The 17,258-nt window shown below is 50.0% G+C and carries 15 protein-coding genes, 3 pseudogenes and 1 other annotated feature; of the genes and pseudogenes, 10 read left to right on the top strand and 8 right to left on the bottom strand.

Annotation, left to right across the window (positions count from 1 at the left end):
* Positions 1-102: 102 nt before the first annotated feature.
* Positions 103-1,242 (bottom strand): rod shape-determining protein MreC, encoded by a 1,140-nt coding sequence (gene mreC / locus PsB1_RS08780; RefSeq protein WP_284360515.1) that lies wholly within the window; start codon positions 1,240-1,242, stop codon positions 103-105.
* A 42-nt stretch (positions 1,243-1,284) separates the two neighbouring features.
* A complete protein-coding gene (locus tag PsB1_RS08775) occupies positions 1,285-2,328 on the bottom strand; it encodes a rod shape-determining protein (RefSeq protein WP_284360514.1) in 1,044 nt (347 codons plus the stop codon).
* A 546-nt stretch (positions 2,329-2,874) separates the two neighbouring features.
* On the opposite strand from PsB1_RS08775, the gene trhO reads away from it, so the two are divergent.
* Positions 2,875-3,591, top strand: a complete 717-nt coding sequence (trhO, locus tag PsB1_RS08770) for an oxygen-dependent tRNA uridine(34) hydroxylase TrhO (RefSeq protein WP_284360513.1) — start codon at positions 2,875-2,877, stop codon at positions 3,589-3,591.
* Between the two features lie 206 nt (positions 3,592-3,797).
* Here trhO and PsB1_RS08765 read toward each other — a convergent pair whose 3' ends face one another.
* Positions 3,798-4,190, bottom strand: a complete 393-nt coding sequence (locus PsB1_RS08765; RefSeq protein ID WP_284360512.1) for a sensor histidine kinase — start codon at positions 4,188-4,190, stop codon at positions 3,798-3,800.
* Positions 4,191-5,009: 819 nt separating this feature from the next.
* A complete protein-coding gene (locus PsB1_RS08760; protein ID WP_284360511.1) occupies positions 5,010-5,267 on the bottom strand; it encodes a hypothetical protein in 258 nt (85 codons plus the stop codon).
* 342 nt (positions 5,268-5,609) lie between these two features.
* Here PsB1_RS08760 and PsB1_RS08755 point away from each other — a divergent pair, with 342 nt between their 5' ends.
* The 8 genes and pseudogenes from PsB1_RS08755 (at position 5,610) to guaA (ending at position 14,000) form a co-directional block, all read left to right on the top strand.
* Complete coding sequence (locus PsB1_RS08755) at positions 5,610-6,899, top strand: dicarboxylate/amino acid:cation symporter (protein WP_284360605.1); 1,290 nt, start codon at positions 5,610-5,612, stop codon at positions 6,897-6,899.
* Positions 6,900-7,068: 169 nt separating this feature from the next.
* Positions 7,069-7,218, top strand: a complete 150-nt coding sequence (locus tag PsB1_RS08750) for a hypothetical protein (protein ID WP_284360510.1) — start codon at positions 7,069-7,071, stop codon at positions 7,216-7,218.
* A 112-nt stretch (positions 7,219-7,330) separates the two neighbouring features.
* Entirely contained in the window at positions 7,331-7,621 is a 291-nt protein-coding gene (locus PsB1_RS08745; protein ID WP_284360509.1) for a hypothetical protein, read from the top strand.
* A 281-nt stretch (positions 7,622-7,902) separates the two neighbouring features.
* Positions 7,903-9,411 (top strand): IMP dehydrogenase, encoded by a 1,509-nt coding sequence (gene guaB, locus PsB1_RS08735; RefSeq protein WP_284360507.1) that lies wholly within the window; start codon positions 7,903-7,905, stop codon positions 9,409-9,411.
* An 80-nt stretch (positions 9,412-9,491) separates the two neighbouring features.
* Positions 9,492-10,814 (top strand): RsmB/NOP family class I SAM-dependent RNA methyltransferase, encoded by a 1,323-nt coding sequence (locus PsB1_RS08730; RefSeq protein WP_284360504.1) that lies wholly within the window; start codon positions 9,492-9,494, stop codon positions 10,812-10,814.
* Between the two features lie 87 nt (positions 10,815-10,901).
* Entirely contained in the window at positions 10,902-11,792 is an 891-nt protein-coding gene (locus PsB1_RS08725) for a helix-turn-helix domain-containing protein (protein WP_284360503.1), read from the top strand.
* 178 nt (positions 11,793-11,970) lie between these two features.
* A pseudogene (locus PsB1_RS08720) lies at positions 11,971-12,375 on the top strand (SgcJ/EcaC family oxidoreductase); the annotation flags it as partial.
* Between the two features lie 59 nt (positions 12,376-12,434).
* The gene (guaA, locus tag PsB1_RS08715; protein WP_284360502.1) at positions 12,435-14,000 is read left to right on the top strand and encodes a glutamine-hydrolyzing GMP synthase; all 1,566 of its coding nucleotides are present in this window, start codon (positions 12,435-12,437) and stop codon (positions 13,998-14,000) included.
* Between the two features lie 657 nt (positions 14,001-14,657).
* On the opposite strand, the pseudogene PsB1_RS08710 reads toward guaA, so the two are convergent.
* The 4 genes and pseudogenes from PsB1_RS08710 to PsB1_RS08700 form a co-directional block, all read right to left on the bottom strand.
* A pseudogene (locus PsB1_RS08710) lies at positions 14,658-15,148 on the bottom strand (integrase core domain-containing protein); the annotation flags it as partial.
* Positions 15,117-15,209 (bottom strand): annotated as a pseudogene (locus PsB1_RS12020) (hypothetical protein); the annotation flags it as partial. The pseudogenes PsB1_RS12020 and PsB1_RS08710, both read right to left, overlap by 32 nt.
* Positions 15,191-15,451 (bottom strand): hypothetical protein, encoded by a 261-nt coding sequence (locus PsB1_RS12015; protein WP_284360501.1) that lies wholly within the window; start codon positions 15,449-15,451, stop codon positions 15,191-15,193. The pseudogene PsB1_RS12020 and the gene PsB1_RS12015, both read right to left, overlap by 19 nt.
* Positions 15,389-15,505: a sequence feature (AL1L pseudoknot), on the bottom strand. Its footprint overlaps the gene before it by 63 nt.
* On the bottom strand, positions 15,460-15,768 hold the full coding sequence (locus tag PsB1_RS08700; protein WP_284360499.1) for a hypothetical protein: 309 nt from the start codon (positions 15,766-15,768) through the stop codon (positions 15,460-15,462). Its footprint overlaps the feature before it by 46 nt.
* 199 nt (positions 15,769-15,967) lie before the next feature.
* Here PsB1_RS08700 and PsB1_RS08695 point away from each other — a divergent pair, with 199 nt between their 5' ends.
* Positions 15,968-16,813, top strand: coding sequence for a class I SAM-dependent methyltransferase (locus PsB1_RS08695; protein ID WP_284360497.1), 846 nt, complete (start codon positions 15,968-15,970; stop codon positions 16,811-16,813).
* The last annotated feature ends 445 nt before the right edge of the window (positions 16,814-17,258 follow it).

Genomic DNA, 17,258 nt, shown 5'->3' with positions numbered 1-17,258 from the left:
CTATCCCGAATGGGATTAGGTTCAACAGGCTGGTCGTGGCTACTAAACCGGTCCCTATCCATAGTCGAGGCCTGGTCGATGGGCGGCCAGGCAAAAGCGTGCTCACGGGGTGGTTACCCCGGCCGGTTGCACAGGGGGAGAACTGGTTGGCGTGGGACTTACCCCCTCATCGGCTGGAACCGCCTTAGATTGAGCGGCTTTGTCAGGTGTTTTGCGCTTTTGAGCCAGGCGCGCTTTTACGTCAGGCACCCTATCAGAGTCCCGATTTGCGCCTGTTTGAGCGGCGCGAATGGCTTCGGGGGTTGGTGCCGAGGGTACAGCTGCTGCCCCCACAGCCAAGGGTAAGACAGCACCTTGGACAGAAGAAGTCGAACCATGTTCACGGGGCGATGGCGGTAAAATGGGTGGAGTCACCGGATCAAGCGGGGGTGGGAAGTTGGAAGGCGGTATAACCCGAACAAAATCAATAGGTGAGTTACTTGAAGCCAAACGGACACGCCATTGCCGATCGGGAGCGATACCTGCTTGACCGACGGCAATCCCGCGCGGGAATATACCATCATCACCTGATGTCATCACTCGCTCCCCATCGCGCATCAAAATTGGCGTATTCAAATGGGCAAGTTTTGGGGCTAAGCTCTTGTCACCGCTGGCAATCGCGCGGGCGCGTGTTATCTCGCCCATCACAGGCACCTTGCTATCACCATCGGCCAAAAAGAGAACGCGGGCGGTTTCAGGTCCAATGGCAATCACCCGGCCAACCAAGCCATTTTGGTTCAAAACGATCCAATTCACTTTAACGCCGGCCTTACTGCCTATATTGATGACTCCAGCCTGTGAAAAGGGCCCATCGCTTTCAGCAATCAGCCGCCCGGTCAAGCCCTGGGGTAGTTTTTCAGATCTAACCCCATGCAGCTTTTCATAAGCATCGAGCCGTTCAGCCATAGCCCGGGCCTGATCACGCCATTGCAAAAGTGCGCGATTTTCTTCTTTGAGCTGTTGATTTAAAACCGCGCCACCTAAAAAAGAGGTGACAGAAGACTGTACTTCTTCAACCCAGCGCACAGGCACCATCATCACACGGCCAAAGGCCCCAGATATTTCCGAGCCAATCTCTGCCAGTAATCCTGATCGACCGTTGGTGAGCACCATAGTCACGGACACGGAAACCAAAGCCGTTAATACTGCCACACCTATGAGTGGCCCTGCTCCACCGGTTCGCCGATTGCCCCTTCGCGCCATAATTTACTACCTCTAAACCGGATTTTCGCTGATCGTGTGCGATCACACTTTGGACAAAACGCCCTTCCATTGTTCAAAATTATCGACACATTTGCCTGTACCCAACACAACACAAGATAAGGCATCATCGGCAACCGAAACAGGTAGCCCGGTGCGCTCTCGCAGCACGACATCCAAGTTACGCAATAATGCCCCCCCGCCAGTTAACATAATGCCCTTTTCGACAATATCGGCCGCAAGTTCAGGTGGGGTAGTTTCGAGAGCCACGCGGACAGCCTCAATGATTTCATCAACCGGATCAGATAGAGCTTCAGAAATTAATTGTTCTGAGATCTGAATTTCGCGTGGCACGCCATTGAGTAAGTCGCGTCCCTTAACCGAAAGTGATAGGCCATACCCATCAGCTGGTGGTAAAGCATAGCCGATTTCCTTTTTAATCCGCTCAGCTGTGGTTTCACCGATTAACATGTTCTCGGTACGCCGTAGATAATTGATGATGCTCTCATCCATGCGGTCGCCGCCTACCCGGACTGAACGGGCATAAACAATACCTTCAAGCGATAAAACGGCAACTTCTGTGGTCCCACCACCAATATCAACCACCATGGAGCCAGAAGGTTGGTCAATAGCCAAGCCGGCCCCAATAGCTGCGGCCATCGGCTCCTCAATCAAAAATGCGTCTGACGCACCAGCGTTGAGGGCTGCATCTTGTATAGCACGCCGCTCAACAGGGGTCGCCCCAGAGGGCACACAAATAATGATCCGAGGGCGACCGCGCATGAAACCCTTATTGGAATTAACGCGACGAATGAAGTGCTTAATCATTTCTTCTGCGACTTCAAAATCGGCAATAACACCGTCGCGCATAGGACGTACGGCTTGAATTTCACCAGGTGTGCGGCCCAGCATTAATTTGGCCTGATGACCCACAGCTTGAACTTCTTTGCGGCCGCCACGCTGGCGATAGGCCACTACGGAAGGTTCGTTGAGTACAACCCCTTGATTTTTAAGATACACAAGGGTGTTGGCTGTACCAAGATCGATAGCCATATCGCTGGAAAACCAGTTAAAGAGGCGTCCGAACATTTTCTCTCCCGCGTGTCTAAGTCTGTAATCTGCGATGATTCGCTGCGTGTAGATCTAGCCAGTGCCCCTTGATGGCGACCAAATCAAGGCTAAAAAGTCAATTATTTCTGCGATTTTTTTGCGGTGAGCGCATAAACATTCACAATTGTTTTGTTCGTTTTAAACGTGCCTAATCCTCGCATTACTGGTTTATGCTCTTCATGATTGTGTTACCCTTGAGACTGAAGGTTTTAGAACCGGGGACAAAAATAGTAGTTTAATTACTTACGCAGAGTTACCTACTATAGTTAGCCTCAGACAACTAGTACATCTAAGGCTAAAATGAAATTAGAATGTGTGAACAAAATTGCCACAGGGGGTCATTATTCTACCGTGCCCCTACATTCGTGTCTCGATTGGGTCAAGATGGCATGGCTGAACCAAGCCTAAGCTCCCCAGGTTGATGTGAATTTGGATCCGCGTCATCATCACCTTAATGGTTAAAAATGAATTTGCCTATGCACACCAGGGGTGCCAAGCCATGCTGGCTTTTGCTAAGACCAGATTATGACTGCTACAATTTGTTCCCTTTATCAGTTTGCTGACTGTCCTGACTTTGAAGTCTTGCGTGTTGATTTACTCGCAACGACACGGCAATTAGGGATTAAGGGGAGTTTATTGGCGGCCCCAGAAGGCCTAAATGGAACGATCTCTGGCACGCAAGATGCCATTGATCGTTTTGTGATTTATTTGACCCATGATCCCATTTTTGCAGGTCGGTTTGCCCATGCGGAAATCAAATATGCCACCGCGGAGCACAATCCTTTTGTGCGCATGAAAGTGCGTCTCAAGCGTGAAATTGTTACCTTACGGGCACCTGATGCTGACCCCCGTCAACGTACCGGAACCTATGTGACACCAACAGATTGGAACGCCTTAATTGAGGACCCTGAGATTGTGTTGGTTGATACACGCAATGCTTATGAAACACAGGCGGGTATGTTTCGTGGAGCCGTTGACCCATCAATCCGGACTTTTACTGGGTTTAAGCAATGGGCTAGTGAAAATCTGAACCCAGATCGCGATAAAAAAATTGCCATGTATTGCACAGGCGGCATCAGGTGCGAGAAAGCCTCGGCTTATCTACTCAATCAAGGCTTCCAACATGTGTACCAACTCAAAGGTGGTATTTTGGCATATATGGATAAAGTCCCAGCCGATGAGAGCCAATTTGAAGGGGCATGCTTTGTGTTTGATGCCCGTGGGGCTGTTGCGCCACTTTAAGTGGTTAGACAAGCTGCTGGTTGCAACCGAATGAGAAAACTGGCTCCGCTTGTGGATGATAGGTTTCTGGGTGATAGGGTTTTGGGTGATAAAGCCTCCAACTCACCCCCAAAGTCGGCTTTGATCTGCCGTGAAATGACCAAGCCTAAGCCCAATTCGTCAAGTTTGGTGGTAGAAAAAGGTTGAAACAGGGCAAGGCGTGCAGCTTATGTTAGTCTTGGACCATTATCGCGCATCTCGAATTCCGCAAAAGATGGTGTGACCATCAAGTCGATATCAATGACCAACCCTTGCCCACGCGCATCAAGCGCATTTTGCATCAGATTGACCAAAACCTGCTCCAAACGTACCGCCTCGGCTTGGACTAATACGTCAGTCTTTGGTTCATTCACCAGTGCCTCTGCAGTCTTAATCCGATCGCGCATCAGTAATAATGCGCCATCCAAAACTTGTTTCATAGAGATGGCGGTTATGGTTCCTGTTGCTTTGCGCGCAAAGCCGCGTAATTCTCCTGTGATGGCTCCGATCCTGGCGCATAATTGGCCAATTAAAGCAAAATTTTCAGACGCACCTTTCAAATTGCCACGTGCCAGAAACAATACCCCATTTTGCACATAATTGCTGATGGCAGCTATTGGCGGGTTATCTCATGGCCGACCCCAGCTGCTATTTGACCCGAAGCGGCCAGTTTTCTAACTGAACCAAACGCTCTTGGACTAGCTGTTGACGCTGGACTAAATCGCGCTCGGCCTTAAAGGCAGCAGAGCGTCGTATTAAAACCCAAAATGTGCACAAAGATAAAAGGACCATCGCAAAGGCAACCCCCCTAGTCGTCCTTCGAAACCAGCAGGTTCAATTGCTGGATCGGTGCGGCGTAAGACATGCAAAACCCACCCATTTTGAAGCGACACCTTACTTTCGATCAGCGGCTTGTGAATGGCTGCGCTATCCAATACCTAGCCAATTTTATGGTCCCGATAGCCCGGTAAAACTTGCAGAGAACTTTTACCATAATCTAAATTTTTCAAAATTTTATATTGAGTTTCTTCGGTAAGCTTGCCGATGGTTCTAAATCCCCAATCCCCCTGACTTGTGACCATAATGACCTAATCCTTATTGGTCACAAAATCCTCAATCCCTGTTTTTTTTCCATTCATCCTCTAGAGCATCAAATTCAACTTTTGAGACGATCACGCCCAAGGCTTGTCCATCCCCGATCTGTCGCCGTCAGAGATAAAGCCCAGGCCTGCGTGACACGGTTCCCAAAGCAATTTGTTCATGACCGCCCGTGGTTATCGCCTTGCGAAAGAACTACGAAAGCCGTAGTTTTGCCCGACAAAGGTTTGAGGTATCGCCCAATTGCTGCAAGCCAAAGTGGTGCCTTGGGTATCGAGTAGGTAAATGGCGGCGGCTCCCATTTATTGGTTTAATTCCTCTAATTTCATGTTAAATATGGATAGACGTGGCCCACGTGCACCACGTAAAATGGCTATGGCATCGGCATATTGTGCTAGTACCAATAACGCCAGTCGATATTTTTCATGCTCACCCTCCAGCGTGGAAGATAGGATTTCTGACGAGATCTGAGCTTGCTTTCCAAGTTCCAAGACGGCGTGATGACGGGCCAATATGTCAATGACTATCACCATGACCACATGGAGAACAATCCCCAACACCCCCGCCAGCTATTGTAATTGCCGAGCAACAATCAACCGAGGCATCATTCTCAAAATCATTGGTTTGTTCACCACGCTCTTGTCACCTCCCCATGCCAGTCAGAGGTGGCGGAAAATCACACAACTCCCACATCCTTACGGCGAAAAGTCGCACATATAAAAGATTATTACAGATTAAAAGACTGAATTGAAATATAATTTCATGACTTCGTGACTGGTTTGTGTTCTAGGTGTAAGCGGCTATCATAAGGGTCATTAGGGTGAACCTGTCCATGGATGGAACATAAGCTGGGGGTTGAAATGGCAAGCCTAAAATCCGGAGCCATTGGGGCATCGCAACCTATGACCGCAGCGGCGCTACCTTGGTATCGCCATCTCTATACCCAAGTTATGATTGCGGTTTTAGCTGGCATTGGTGTGGGTGCGTTTTTTCCAGACTTTGGAGCAGCGCTTAAGCCACTGGGTGACGCCTTCATCAATTTGGTCAAAATGATCATCACACCGGTCATTTTTTTAACCGTGGCAACTGGCCTTGGGGGCATGAGCCAAGTCAACAAGATTGGCAGCGTGTTTGGCAAAGCGCTGGCCTATTTCATCGCGGTTTCAACTTTTGCTTTGGTCATAGGTCTTGTTGTTGGCAACTTGGTAGAGCCTGGTGCCAGCATGAATATTGACCCTGCCACACTGGATGCCAAACTGGTTCAAACCTATACACAAAAAGCCCACGAACAGACCTTGTTGGGCTTTGTGATGAATATCATTCCCAAAACGCCGATAAGTGCCATGGCCAATGGCGAAATATTGCAAGTGCTCCTGGTGGCGGTTTTAACCGGCATTGCCATTGCAGGGGTCGGGGCACCAGCCAAGCCTGTTTTGACCTTTTTTGAATCAGCGAGTCATGTGGTGTTCAAACTGGTTCATCTTCTGATGAAACTGGCGCCAATTGGGGCGTTTGGGGCTATGGCTTTCACAATTGGCAAGTTTGGTTTGGCAAGCCTTGTTAGCCTTGGAACCTTGATTGTGACCTTTTATGTCACTTCCTTTTTGTTTGTTATCCTCGTGTTAGGCCTGATTGCCCGCTTGGCAGGATTTTCGATTTTTAAGCTTGTGGGCTATATCAAGCAGGAATTGCTTTTAGTCTTGGGTACCTCCTCCTCAGAAGCGGCATTGCCAACTTTGCTGGAAAAATTAGAACGGGCGGGCTGTCGCAAAGAAGTGGTTGGGATTGTTTTGCCCACGGGCTATTCATTCAATTTAGACGGTACCAATATTTATATGACCTTGGCCGCAACCTTCATCGCCCAAGCGGTTGGGATTGATTTATCGCTCCATGATCAGCTGCTTCTGATTGGTGTAGCGGCGATCAGTTCCAAAGGGGCGGCTGGGGTAACCGGTGCGGGCTTTGTCATCCTAGCCGCCACTCTATCGGTCGTGCCCAGCATTCCAGTTGCAGGTATGGCGCTGATCCTAGGCATCGACCGTTTTATGAGTGAGTGCCGTGCCTTAACCAATCTGATGGGCAATGCGGTTGCCACCATTGTTGTTTCACGCTGGGAAGGCGCGCTTGATAGCACTAAACTTCATGCTGCCCTCAACTTAGACCTAAAAAAGCCATCTACACATGCAAGTTAGAATTCAGCGCGCTTGGAAGTCCCCTTTTCAGCTTATGGGGTCTTTCATTGGGTTGTCTAAACTGGTCAGACCGCTTGGCATCTAGAGACACATGGAAAGACGATTGGCGCTTTTTTGTCACTGTGAACCAAACTAAGCTCCAATCAATCCGAGACAGGACGAAGTTCGCATGAATTATGATATTTCAGACGCGTTAAATTTCTTACGAGCTCAAATACTTCAATTTGTATCCAACCGATCGAGTATGGCCCATGTGCGCGCTGTCCTTAATGAAGCTGTCCTAAAGGATAATGCTACGCCACTGGATCCAGATTTGTGACAAGCCATTGCCGACATGGTTTGGCTGGGTACCACACTTTCAAAAGAATTTAGCGGACTTTGTTTAGGGGAATTGGAATGATGCGTACTGGCAGAAGACATGGGTCGATCGCTTGCACCTGGACCTTGCGCGTCCTCACTTTTTTGCGCAAGCCATCAAAATAGCTGGCAGTCATTTACAAAAACTGCCATCAACCGCCGCTAGAGCACGCATTGGTGCCTTTGATGCATGTTATCTTGCAGCAAAAGCCATTATTCAGGTTCAGCACGGAATGGGCTTTACGTGGGAGGTCGATTACCACTTCATTTATCGCCGAACCAAACTTTTAGCCGTGCAGGCTGGCGCACCGGCCTTATGTATGAAAAAATTGGTCCAAAGCCTGAAAAAATGTAACGCGTCTTAAACTGAGGCTGGCACGATTGAATTATGCATTTTAACAACACCCTTCGATGGGGTCTTTCAGCAAAGCTACATGTGGGCGGCGGGTTTACGGATAGTCGGTGGAACTGACGAAATCTTGAAAACATCATTGCCGAGCCGATATTGGTTCCAACCTATGAGGTTTGCACTGATAAGGGTGTGGCCTTAAGGACTAGCACACGGGGCATTAATTAGGGGGTTGCGAGAATGTGAACCTACAGCGACAGCGTTGACAGATCGATCCCCCTTACTCTATCAGCCGACATGTCCCAATCCATCGCCCAATCACCCCGCATCGCTCCGCCGATCAGAGAAGCTGTCACTTTTGACGATGTCTTGCTGGAGCCTGGCGCGTCGGAAGTCATGCCGGGGCAGGTAGAGGTAAGCACGATGCTTACCCGCGAAATCGCCCTCAATATTCCATTGATATCTTCAGCCATGGACACAGTAACCGAAGCGCGGCTGGCGATCGCTATGGCGCAGGCAGGTGGGCTTGGCGTTATTCATCGCAATCTCAGCAATGAAGAGCAAGCTGAGCAAGTGCGTCAGGTCAAGCGCTTTGAAAGCGGTATGGTTATTAATCCCATCACCGTTTTTCCAGATATAAGCGTTGGTGAAGTTAAAGCGATCAAAGCCCATCGTGGTGTGTCGGGATTTCCGGTTGTTGCACGTGGGCCGGATGGCAAGCCCGGCAAATTGGTTGGCATTGTGACCAATCGCGATGTGCGCTTTGCTGGCGACCATGAAAAAGTCTCAGATGTGATGACGCGCGACGCTTTGTTCACAGTGCGCGAAGGAACCGATAAGGATGCCGCGCGCCAGCTTCTTCACAAGCACCGCGTTGAGCGCTTGATTGTTGTCGATGATGATTATCGCTGCGTCGGCCTTGTAACGGTCAAGGATATGGAAAAGGCTCAGGCCTTTCCCAATGCGTGCAAGGATGATCAAGGCCGGTTGCGCGTCGGGGCGGCGACCACCGTAGGGGATGCAGGTTTTGAGCGATCCGAATTCTTGCTCGATGCGGGTTGCGACGTCATTGTTGTCGATACCGCCCATGGGCATTCGCGTTCAGTTCTTGAAGCAGTCGAGCGCATCAAGCGCTTGTCTAACCGCGTGCAAGTGATCGCGGGCAATGTGGCAACGCGTGAAGCGACTTTGGCTTTGATTGGGGCAGGGGCTGACGCGATTAAAGTCGGGATTGGCCCCGGCTCTATATGTACCACGCGTATTGTTGCAGGGGTCGGTGTACCCCAATTGACCGCAATTATGGATTGTGTGGACGCCGCCCACGCCTCCGGGACGCCGATCATTGCCGATGGTGGGATCAAGTTTTCGGGCGATCTTGCTAAAGCCATTGCAGGAGGTGCCAATGTTGCCATGCTCGGTAGTCTGTTTGCTGGTACAGATGAGGCCCCCGGCGAAGTCTTTTTATATCAAGGCCGTTCTTACAAATCCTATCGCGGTATGGGCTCGCTTGGAGCCATGGCGAGAGGCTCAGCCGATCGCTATTTCCAAAAAGATGTGACTGACGCATTGAAATTGGTGCCCGAGGGTATTGAAGGTCAAGTGCCGTATAAGGGCTCGATCGCACCAATTTTACATCAATTGGTCGGTGGCTTACGCGCCGCCATGGGCTATACTGGTGCAGCCAATATCACCCAGTTTCAGTCGAAAGCCCGTTTTGTGAAGCTAACCAGTGCTGGCCTGCGTGAGAGCCATGTCCATGACGTTTCGATCACACGTGAAGCTCCCAATTATCCAGTTGGCGGGTAGGTTGTGTGCTCCTGCAAGTCCATTAACTGCTGACATTCAGTGGGTCGACACTGTTTTGCGCTTTTGAAAAGATTAATGCCATGCGACCTGGTGCCCGAGCGCAAGCTGCTATTGAAGTTTTGACCGAGGTTGAAACGCGCAAGCGCCCCCCGGCTGATGTACTTAAAGAGTGGGGGCTCCATCATCGTTTCGCGGGCTCTGGCGATCGCGCCCACATTGGCGATATCGTGTTTGGGGCGTTAAGGTGGAAAGCTTCAAGTGCATATCGGATGGGCACCGATGATCCCCGCGCTTGGGTGCTGGGTGCCCTTCGCTGGGGGTTTGGCGAAGATAGTCAAAGCCTCGAAAATAATGCCTATGAAGAAACCCATGCCTATAGCCCATTGACGGAATGTGAGCGGGCCGCCCTAGAGCAGGCAAGTTTGGATGGTGCGCCTGCCTATGTCATCGGGGATTATCCTGAGTGGCTAGACGCCAGTTTAGAGCGGGTTTTTGGCGCAGAACGTGGTACTGAGGGGGCAGCGCTTGCCGCACCTGCGCCCTTAGATCTGCGGGTTAATCGCCTAAAAGCTAGGCGCGATAAAGTCTTGGTCGATCTTTTAGCCTCAACCCAACTCAAAGAACGTAGCGACGCCTTGCCATCAGCATCTCTAACCGAATTGTCCGTTGATGGCATTCGCATAGCGTGGCAGCAGGGCCGCACGTTTCCATGGGCCAAGGAAGAAGCTTTCGTCAAGGGCGGCTTTGAAGTTCAAGATGAAGGCAGCCAATTGGCAGCGCGCCTATCTGGGGCCAAGCCAGGTATGCAGATCGCGGATGTCTGCGCAGGGGGTGGGGGCAAGTCTTTGGCCCTTGCGGCTCTGATGGAGAATAAAGGCCAGCTCTACGCTTATGATGTGGATAGCCGCCGCTTGGCGAACGCGTATGAACGCTTGGAACGTGCCGGCGTGCGCAATTGCCAAGTCCGTACCCCACGGCGCGACGTAGATGTGCTGGCGGACTTAATAGGTTTGATGGATATCGTCTTTGTTGATGCGCCGTGCACCGGATCAGGGACGTGGCGGCGTGCGCCCGACACCAAATGGCGCTTACGTCCTGGCGCTCTAGAAAAGCGCCAACAGGAACAGGCATTGGCCTTAAAGCTGGGTGCCCCCTTGGTGAAGCCCGGCGGGCGGTTGATTTATGTGACCTGCTCAATTCTGCCTGAGGAGAATGAGGATAGCGTAAAAGCCTTCTTGCAGGCCAATCCCGACTTTAAGCCCATTGTGCCTTCACAATTGGTTCAAGATGGCGGGCTAAAAGGTCTTTTGTCTAGGTGCCATAAGGCGGGCCCCGGCTTACAAATGACGCCGTTAGCTACAGGGACCGATGGCTTTTTTGTTTGCGGTCTTGAGCGCATTTAGGGTTATCCAAGATTTAGGCCGGCACAGGATTGTGCCATTTGGTGATAGATCTTACCAATTGGGTGTTTGAGCGGGCGGGTTTTGCGCATGGCCGATTGGCAAGAACAATTTGAACGCCCAGCTCCTAGGTCTGTTCAGTTGAAACAAGCTTTGCCGCATCCACGGCTGCGCGCAATCGTTAGCGCTTATGGGGAGCGACGCGGCCATTTTTATACCCTTAAAGTGATACGCCCTCTCAATGCGCGCACTGATCAGTTTATGGAGTTTTATTTCCGCGATCCCTACTGCGTGCGCCAATCGGGCACTCGCTTTGATCCGACTCATGCAAGTGTATTGGTAGGCGTGACCAGCCAACCCGGCAAAGACCTTGGCATATTGGGTGAACTTGAGACTTTCACGATCCGCTTTAAGCCCACGGGCCTTTCGTGCCTTTTTGGTGTGCCGATGCATGAAACGGTCGATCAAGGGATCGCTTTGAGTGACATTTTAAAGCGGGAGACCGCCGCGCTTGAGGATGACTTGCGCCAAAGTACAACATTTGAAGAGCGGGTCGTTCAAACCGAAATCTGGCTTGGTGCAGCCCTCGATCAGGCCCGCCCACTTGATGCCATTGATCATGTGGCAGGGCTTATGGCGCGCAGTGCAGGGCGTTTTGGCGTCTCTGAAATGTCTGATTATGACAGCTTAAGTTCGCGTCAGCTTCAGCGCCGATTTTTACAAGATGTGGGCGTCACCCCAAAATTCTACGCCCGCCTGCATCGCTTTGAAGCCGCCGTCAAACAACGAACCAAATACCCAGATATGACTTGGGCAGCGCTGGCCGCCGCATGTGGTTATGCCGATGAAGCCCATCTTTCGCGTGAAGCGCGCGCCTTAACGGGCCTTACGCCCAACGCCTTTGCGGCAGAGATGCACGGCGTTGCGAAAGCTATCCTGCCAACCCCTGTCATGTCTGATTTATTCAAGTCTAGGGCCTAAGTTAACGCTAAGGATCGTCGCATTATCCAAGGAGGATGAGGATGCATAGACGATCATTATTGACGCTGATCGGTGTAGTTGGAGGTTTGGCCATAACAAAAAACGCGCAAGCTCAAGAACTAATATTGACCAATTCCGATGAAGCAGCGATCCGTGATGAAATAAAAAATATGAGCAGGTTTGGAATATCAGCGATCTAGACGCCATGGGCCGGCTCTATGCCCCCAATGTGCATTGGGTGAATGTAAAGGGCATGCATTGGCGCGGCTTTGAAGAAGTGGACCGTGCACACCGCGTTTATTTTGACATCATGTTTAAGGGTGTGCAGCAAAAGCTGTTGGAGGTTGAATCGATCACCCCAATCGCGCCAAATGTTACCATTGCCGTTGTCCATTGGGCCATGGAGGCCTTTAAAACACCGAGCGGCGAAGTCGCCCCCCCACATGAAAGCCGCATGACCATTGTCTATGTGAAATCAGCAACTGGATGGAAGATCGCGCATGGCGCAAACATTGATGTGGATCCACTGGCAGCTCAATTTGATCCGATACGCGGCACGGCCATGAAGGGACGGGCCAGCTAGCCACTGTTTGCGCGCACGGCTTGGGTCTTTCCCCTGTGCGCGCATCTCGCTAAACCGCGATGATGGCGCAGACATCCCACGAACAAATCCTGATCATCGACTTTGGCTCCCAAGTGACCCAATTGATCGCACGTCGGGTCCGCGAAGCGGGGGTTTATTGCGAAGTTCACCCCTATAATCGAGCCCAGGCCGTTTTGGACGGCGGTTTTAACCCCAAAGCGGTGATCCTATCGGGTGGGCCTGCGAGTGTGTGCGACGCAGGTTCTCCCCGCGCGCCACAAAGCGTTTTTGAGTTGGGCGTTCCAGTTTTAGCGATTTGTTATGGGCAGCAGACTTTGGCTGTGCAGCTCGGCGGCATTGTCGAAAGTGGCCACGCCGCCGAATTTGGCCGGGCAGACGTTGAAATCGTAGCGCCAAGTGCGCTTTTTGACGGCGTTTGGGCGCTTAATCAGCGCTATCCCGTTTGGATGAGCCACGGCGACCGCGTCACCCAATTGCCGGATGGATTTAGCGTTAAAGCCACCAGTGAGAATGCCCCCTTTGCCATCGCGACCGACGAAGCACGCCGGTTTTATACCGTCATGTTCCATCCAGAAGTGGTTCATACCCCTGACGGCGCGCGCCTCATCCATAATTTTGTCCGCAAAATCGCGGGGCTGCGCGGCGATTGGACCATGGCAGCCTTCAAGGAAGAGGCGATTGCCCGTATTCGGGCGCAGGTGGGATCGGCTAAGGTTATTTGTGGGCTGTCAGGTGGGGTTGATAGTTCGGTCGCAGCGGTATTGATCCATGAAGCCATCGGCGATCAATTAACCTGCGTCTATGTTGATCATGGCCTGATGCGATCGGGTGAAAGTGAGCAGGTCGTTTCGCTTTTCCGCGACCATTACAATATCCCCTTGATCCATGCCGATGAAAGCGCCCGCTTTTTAGGTGCTCTCGCAGGTATCAGCGATCCTGAAACTAAAAGAAAGACAATCGGCAAGCTCTTTATCAATGTCTTTGAAGAAAAAGCGCGGATGGTCGGTGGGGCCGCTTTTCTTGCCCAAGGCACGCTTTATCCAGATGTGATTGAGAGTGTTTCCTTCGACGGTGGTCCATCGGTCACCATCAAGAGCCACCATAATGTTGGCGGTTTGCCCGAACGGATGAATTTGAAACTGGTTGAGCCTTTGCGTGAGCTTTTCAAAGATGAAGTGCGCGCGCTTGGACGCGAGCTTGGCTTAAACGAGGCTTTTGTTGGCCGCCATCCGTTTCCAGGGCCCGGACTTGCCATTCGCATTCCAGGTGAAATCACCCAAGAAAAAGCTGATATCTTGCGCAAGGCTGACGCAATCTATCTCGAAGAATTGCGTAGCAATGGCCTTTATGACCAGATTTGGCAGGCCTTTGCCGTCCTATTGCCCGTCAAGACGGTTGGGGTGATGGGGGATTTTCGCACCTATGACCATGTTTGCGCATTACGTGCTGTAACCTCCACCGATGGCATGACAGCCGATTATTATCCCTTCGACATGGCGTTTATAGGCCGCGTCGCCACCCGCATCGTCAATGAAGTTAAGGGCATCAATCGGGTGGTCTATGACATCACCTCAAAGCCGCCGGGGACCATCGAGTGGGAGTAGTTTTCTTTAGTTAAATCATTGATTTATAAGGATTTTGCAGTTACACAAAACTTTCACAAATCAAATAAGTCGTTGATTTTATTAGGTGTTGGAATTACAGTTACACGTAGAGCTTCACAAAGCTGTAGCTATTCAAAATCGTACGTAACATCCGCGCCAAATGCCTCTCAACAAACAGCCAATTGATTCCAATGAAATAGCCATATACGACGAAGCCTTAATTTACCAAAGAGGTGAATAATGGCAGATGCGTATGTGGCTAACTGAGGAAAAAAGTACGCACGTTTTAGTCTGCGTAAGAGAAATAGAGATACGGCTGAGGCAAAAGCTAAGAAACGCTATCACGAGCTAATGGCACAGCAATTGGCTGGCAAAACCTACTTCTCTATGGCAGCTAAGCAAGCTGTTGATGAGTACATTAAGCAACGTACTAAGGATATTGAAGCTGGCTTAATTGTAAAGTGAACCGTACTGGGATTGTCGGAGGCTGCTTAATCATAGTTACGCTGCCAGTTTTAGCGTTGCAAGGCTGGGGTAATAGTTGGCTTCCAGTTTGGCTGGCGGGATCAGGCTGCCAAAGGCGACGAGTTGAGCTGATCTGACCTAGCCCCTTGATCCGAGCCATTTATAAGGAGAGTCTGTTCGCCTTTTGCACTGCTACCCATCGTTGGGCCGCTTTGGCCTAGAGTCTTTGGCCTTGCTCGTGTCCGGTGGGCTGGTGTCACCGGCTGAGATTGCCAACATAATCGGTGGGATATTCCCGATTGCGCTGTGAGGTCTTTCCTCGTTGTAGTATCTACGCCAGTCCTCCAACTTTTCGCAAGCATCTTGCAGGGACAAGAACCAGTGAGCGTTCAGACATTCGCTCCGGAGCTTGCTGTTGAACGCTTCGATGAACGCGTTATCGGTGGTTTGCTGGGACGCAAGAAGTCCAGCGTGACACCCTTGGCATAGGCCCACAGGTCCAGATTGTGGGAGATAAACTCAGAACCTTGGTCAACGCGAATGGCTTTTGGATAGCCGATCTGTGAGCAAGCCTGTTCCAAAGCCTCTATGACGTCCTCTGATCGATAGCTGAATCTTGGGTCGATGATGGGCGAGAAGCGTGTGAACGTGTCAACAACCGGACACTGTTCGGATTGTTGTCCGTACAGGTTTACCGCGTATAACGCCCTGCAATCCCATAGCTTTCATAAGGCGAGCCACAGTGTCACGCCCAACATCTTCGCCTTGACGCCTGAGTTGGTGCCAGACATGCGCACGCCATAGACACCAAAATTGTCCTCAAAGACCTGTCTGATCTTGAGGCTCATGGCGTCGTCAGCTTTAGCGCGGTTTGATCGTTTTCTGGGGTCCGCTTTCTGCGCTTTGCGAGCGTACCAAGTTGATGGGGCAATGCGCAAAACCTTGCACATCGGCTCGATCCCAAAGTTATCATGATGATCCTCCATGAAATCAATCACCTCTTGAACGGGCGGTCGAGCTCCGCCTGGGCAAAATACGCGCTGGCTTTGCGCAGGATCTCATTGGCTTGTTTGAGCTCACGGATCCCCCGATCTTGAGCTTTCAGCCTCTCCAGCAAATCCGTGCTCACACCCGGCCGCTCGCCGCTGTCGACTTGGCTGCGCTTGACCCATTCGTTCAAGGTCTGGGCCAAGCAGCCAATCTTAGCTGCTATAGACACAATCGTGTTCCACTGCGCGCCATACTCACCGCGATGTTCACACACCTCAGGCGAAAATGTCTGCCTTGTCCGTTGCTTATCCATGGCTCTACCCTTCTCAGGTTTTAGAGCCTCCGGCAAATCCAGTGCGGTTCAAACGGGGTCCACCTCATAGTCGTGCTGCGTTTGGTTGATGGTTGTTGTCATCTAAAGATATAATCTTTAGAAGTTTTTACATTCTACCCCGTCGCTAAGGCTAAGCAAGTGCCGTCAAGGCGATCTAGCTTTGTCTAAGGAGCTTGAAGTGAAGTTTTATTTTGTCCGCAACAAAAATGAGTTCGATGCCCTTTTACAGATTGAAAAACATAAAATTGACGCTCACAGTCAATATATAAATCAGAAAATTCCAGGCACCAAAAGAATATTCTATGTCAACGGTTATTCTTATGTAGCTAAAAAGCAGGTTGATTTTTTGTGTGATTTTATGTATTGCTCAGGATTTCCTAATGTTAATTGGAGAGAGAGATTAGTTTGTCCAGAGTCTGGGTTTAACAATAGAATGAGATTTTCAATTCATTTAATTGATAGCTTTCTTAACCTTAACTCTATTTCAAATATTTACGTTATGGAGCAAGTAACTCCGATGTATCGCTTTCTTTGTGATTCTTACACTAACTGCGTTGGAAGCGAGTATTTGGGAAATTCGGTAGCGCTTGGGTCTGTAAATAACTTGAACATTAGAAACGAGGACGCAACCGCCTTAACATTTGCGGAAGAATCTTTTGATGCTATATTGAGCTACGATGTATTTGAGCATATTTCCAACTTTAATAAGGCATTTGAAGAATGCTTTAGGGTGTTAAAGAAAGGGGGTAGATTGTTGTTCAGCGTTCCCTTTAACTCCAGTTCAAATAAAAATATAATTCGAGCCACAATTGGACAATCTGGTGAAATTACCCATTTGTTAGAACCGGAGTATCACGGTGATCCAGTAGGAGATGGAGAAGGAATTTTATGCTATCAACATTTTGCTTGGGAGATGTTGGAAGATCTTAAAAGTTTAGGTTTTCGTGATGCTTTTGGCATTCTGGGATGGTCGAATGAGTTTTGTTACTTTACGCCACAACTACAGTTTTTAGCTCTGAAGTGAGTTAATTGTGTTTTTTTGTGCGTCTTACGCCCTTGCGCGATGTGTAAGTTAACCTACGTTAAATCGCTGAAATCAAAGCATCTTAAGCAAAATGATAGGAATCAGAATTGTTTGAAAAAATTCCCACAAAAGTTACACATACAAAATCAACGCACGCAAGCTATTGACTTTGTTGACTGTTTTCGTCGAGTAACTACTGAGTGGGAGTAAAAGCCAACCAAGAAATTGTTCGGGCTTGATCAAAGCTAAAACAAGACCTCATTAACATGGTTTAGGTTGTTGATGTTGAGCCCTTTGTCGCCGCTATATAGTGGGAAGACTTCTTCAACACTTTTTTTTCAATCAAGTGCCAAGATATGAGGGCTAGCAATAAAGTTAGCCCAAATGTCGCTGAAAATCCTATCCAGATATGGGTTTTGAACAAACCAAAATAGGTCAATGTTTG

Source organism: Candidatus Phycosocius spiralis (assembly GCF_030158815.1).
In the GTDB taxonomy this organism is placed as follows: domain Bacteria; phylum Pseudomonadota; class Alphaproteobacteria; order Caulobacterales; family Aquidulcibacteraceae; genus Aquidulcibacter; species Aquidulcibacter spiralis.
The sequence above is the reverse complement of the archived record's forward strand: the minus strand, read 5'-3'. Positions and strand labels throughout refer to the sequence as shown.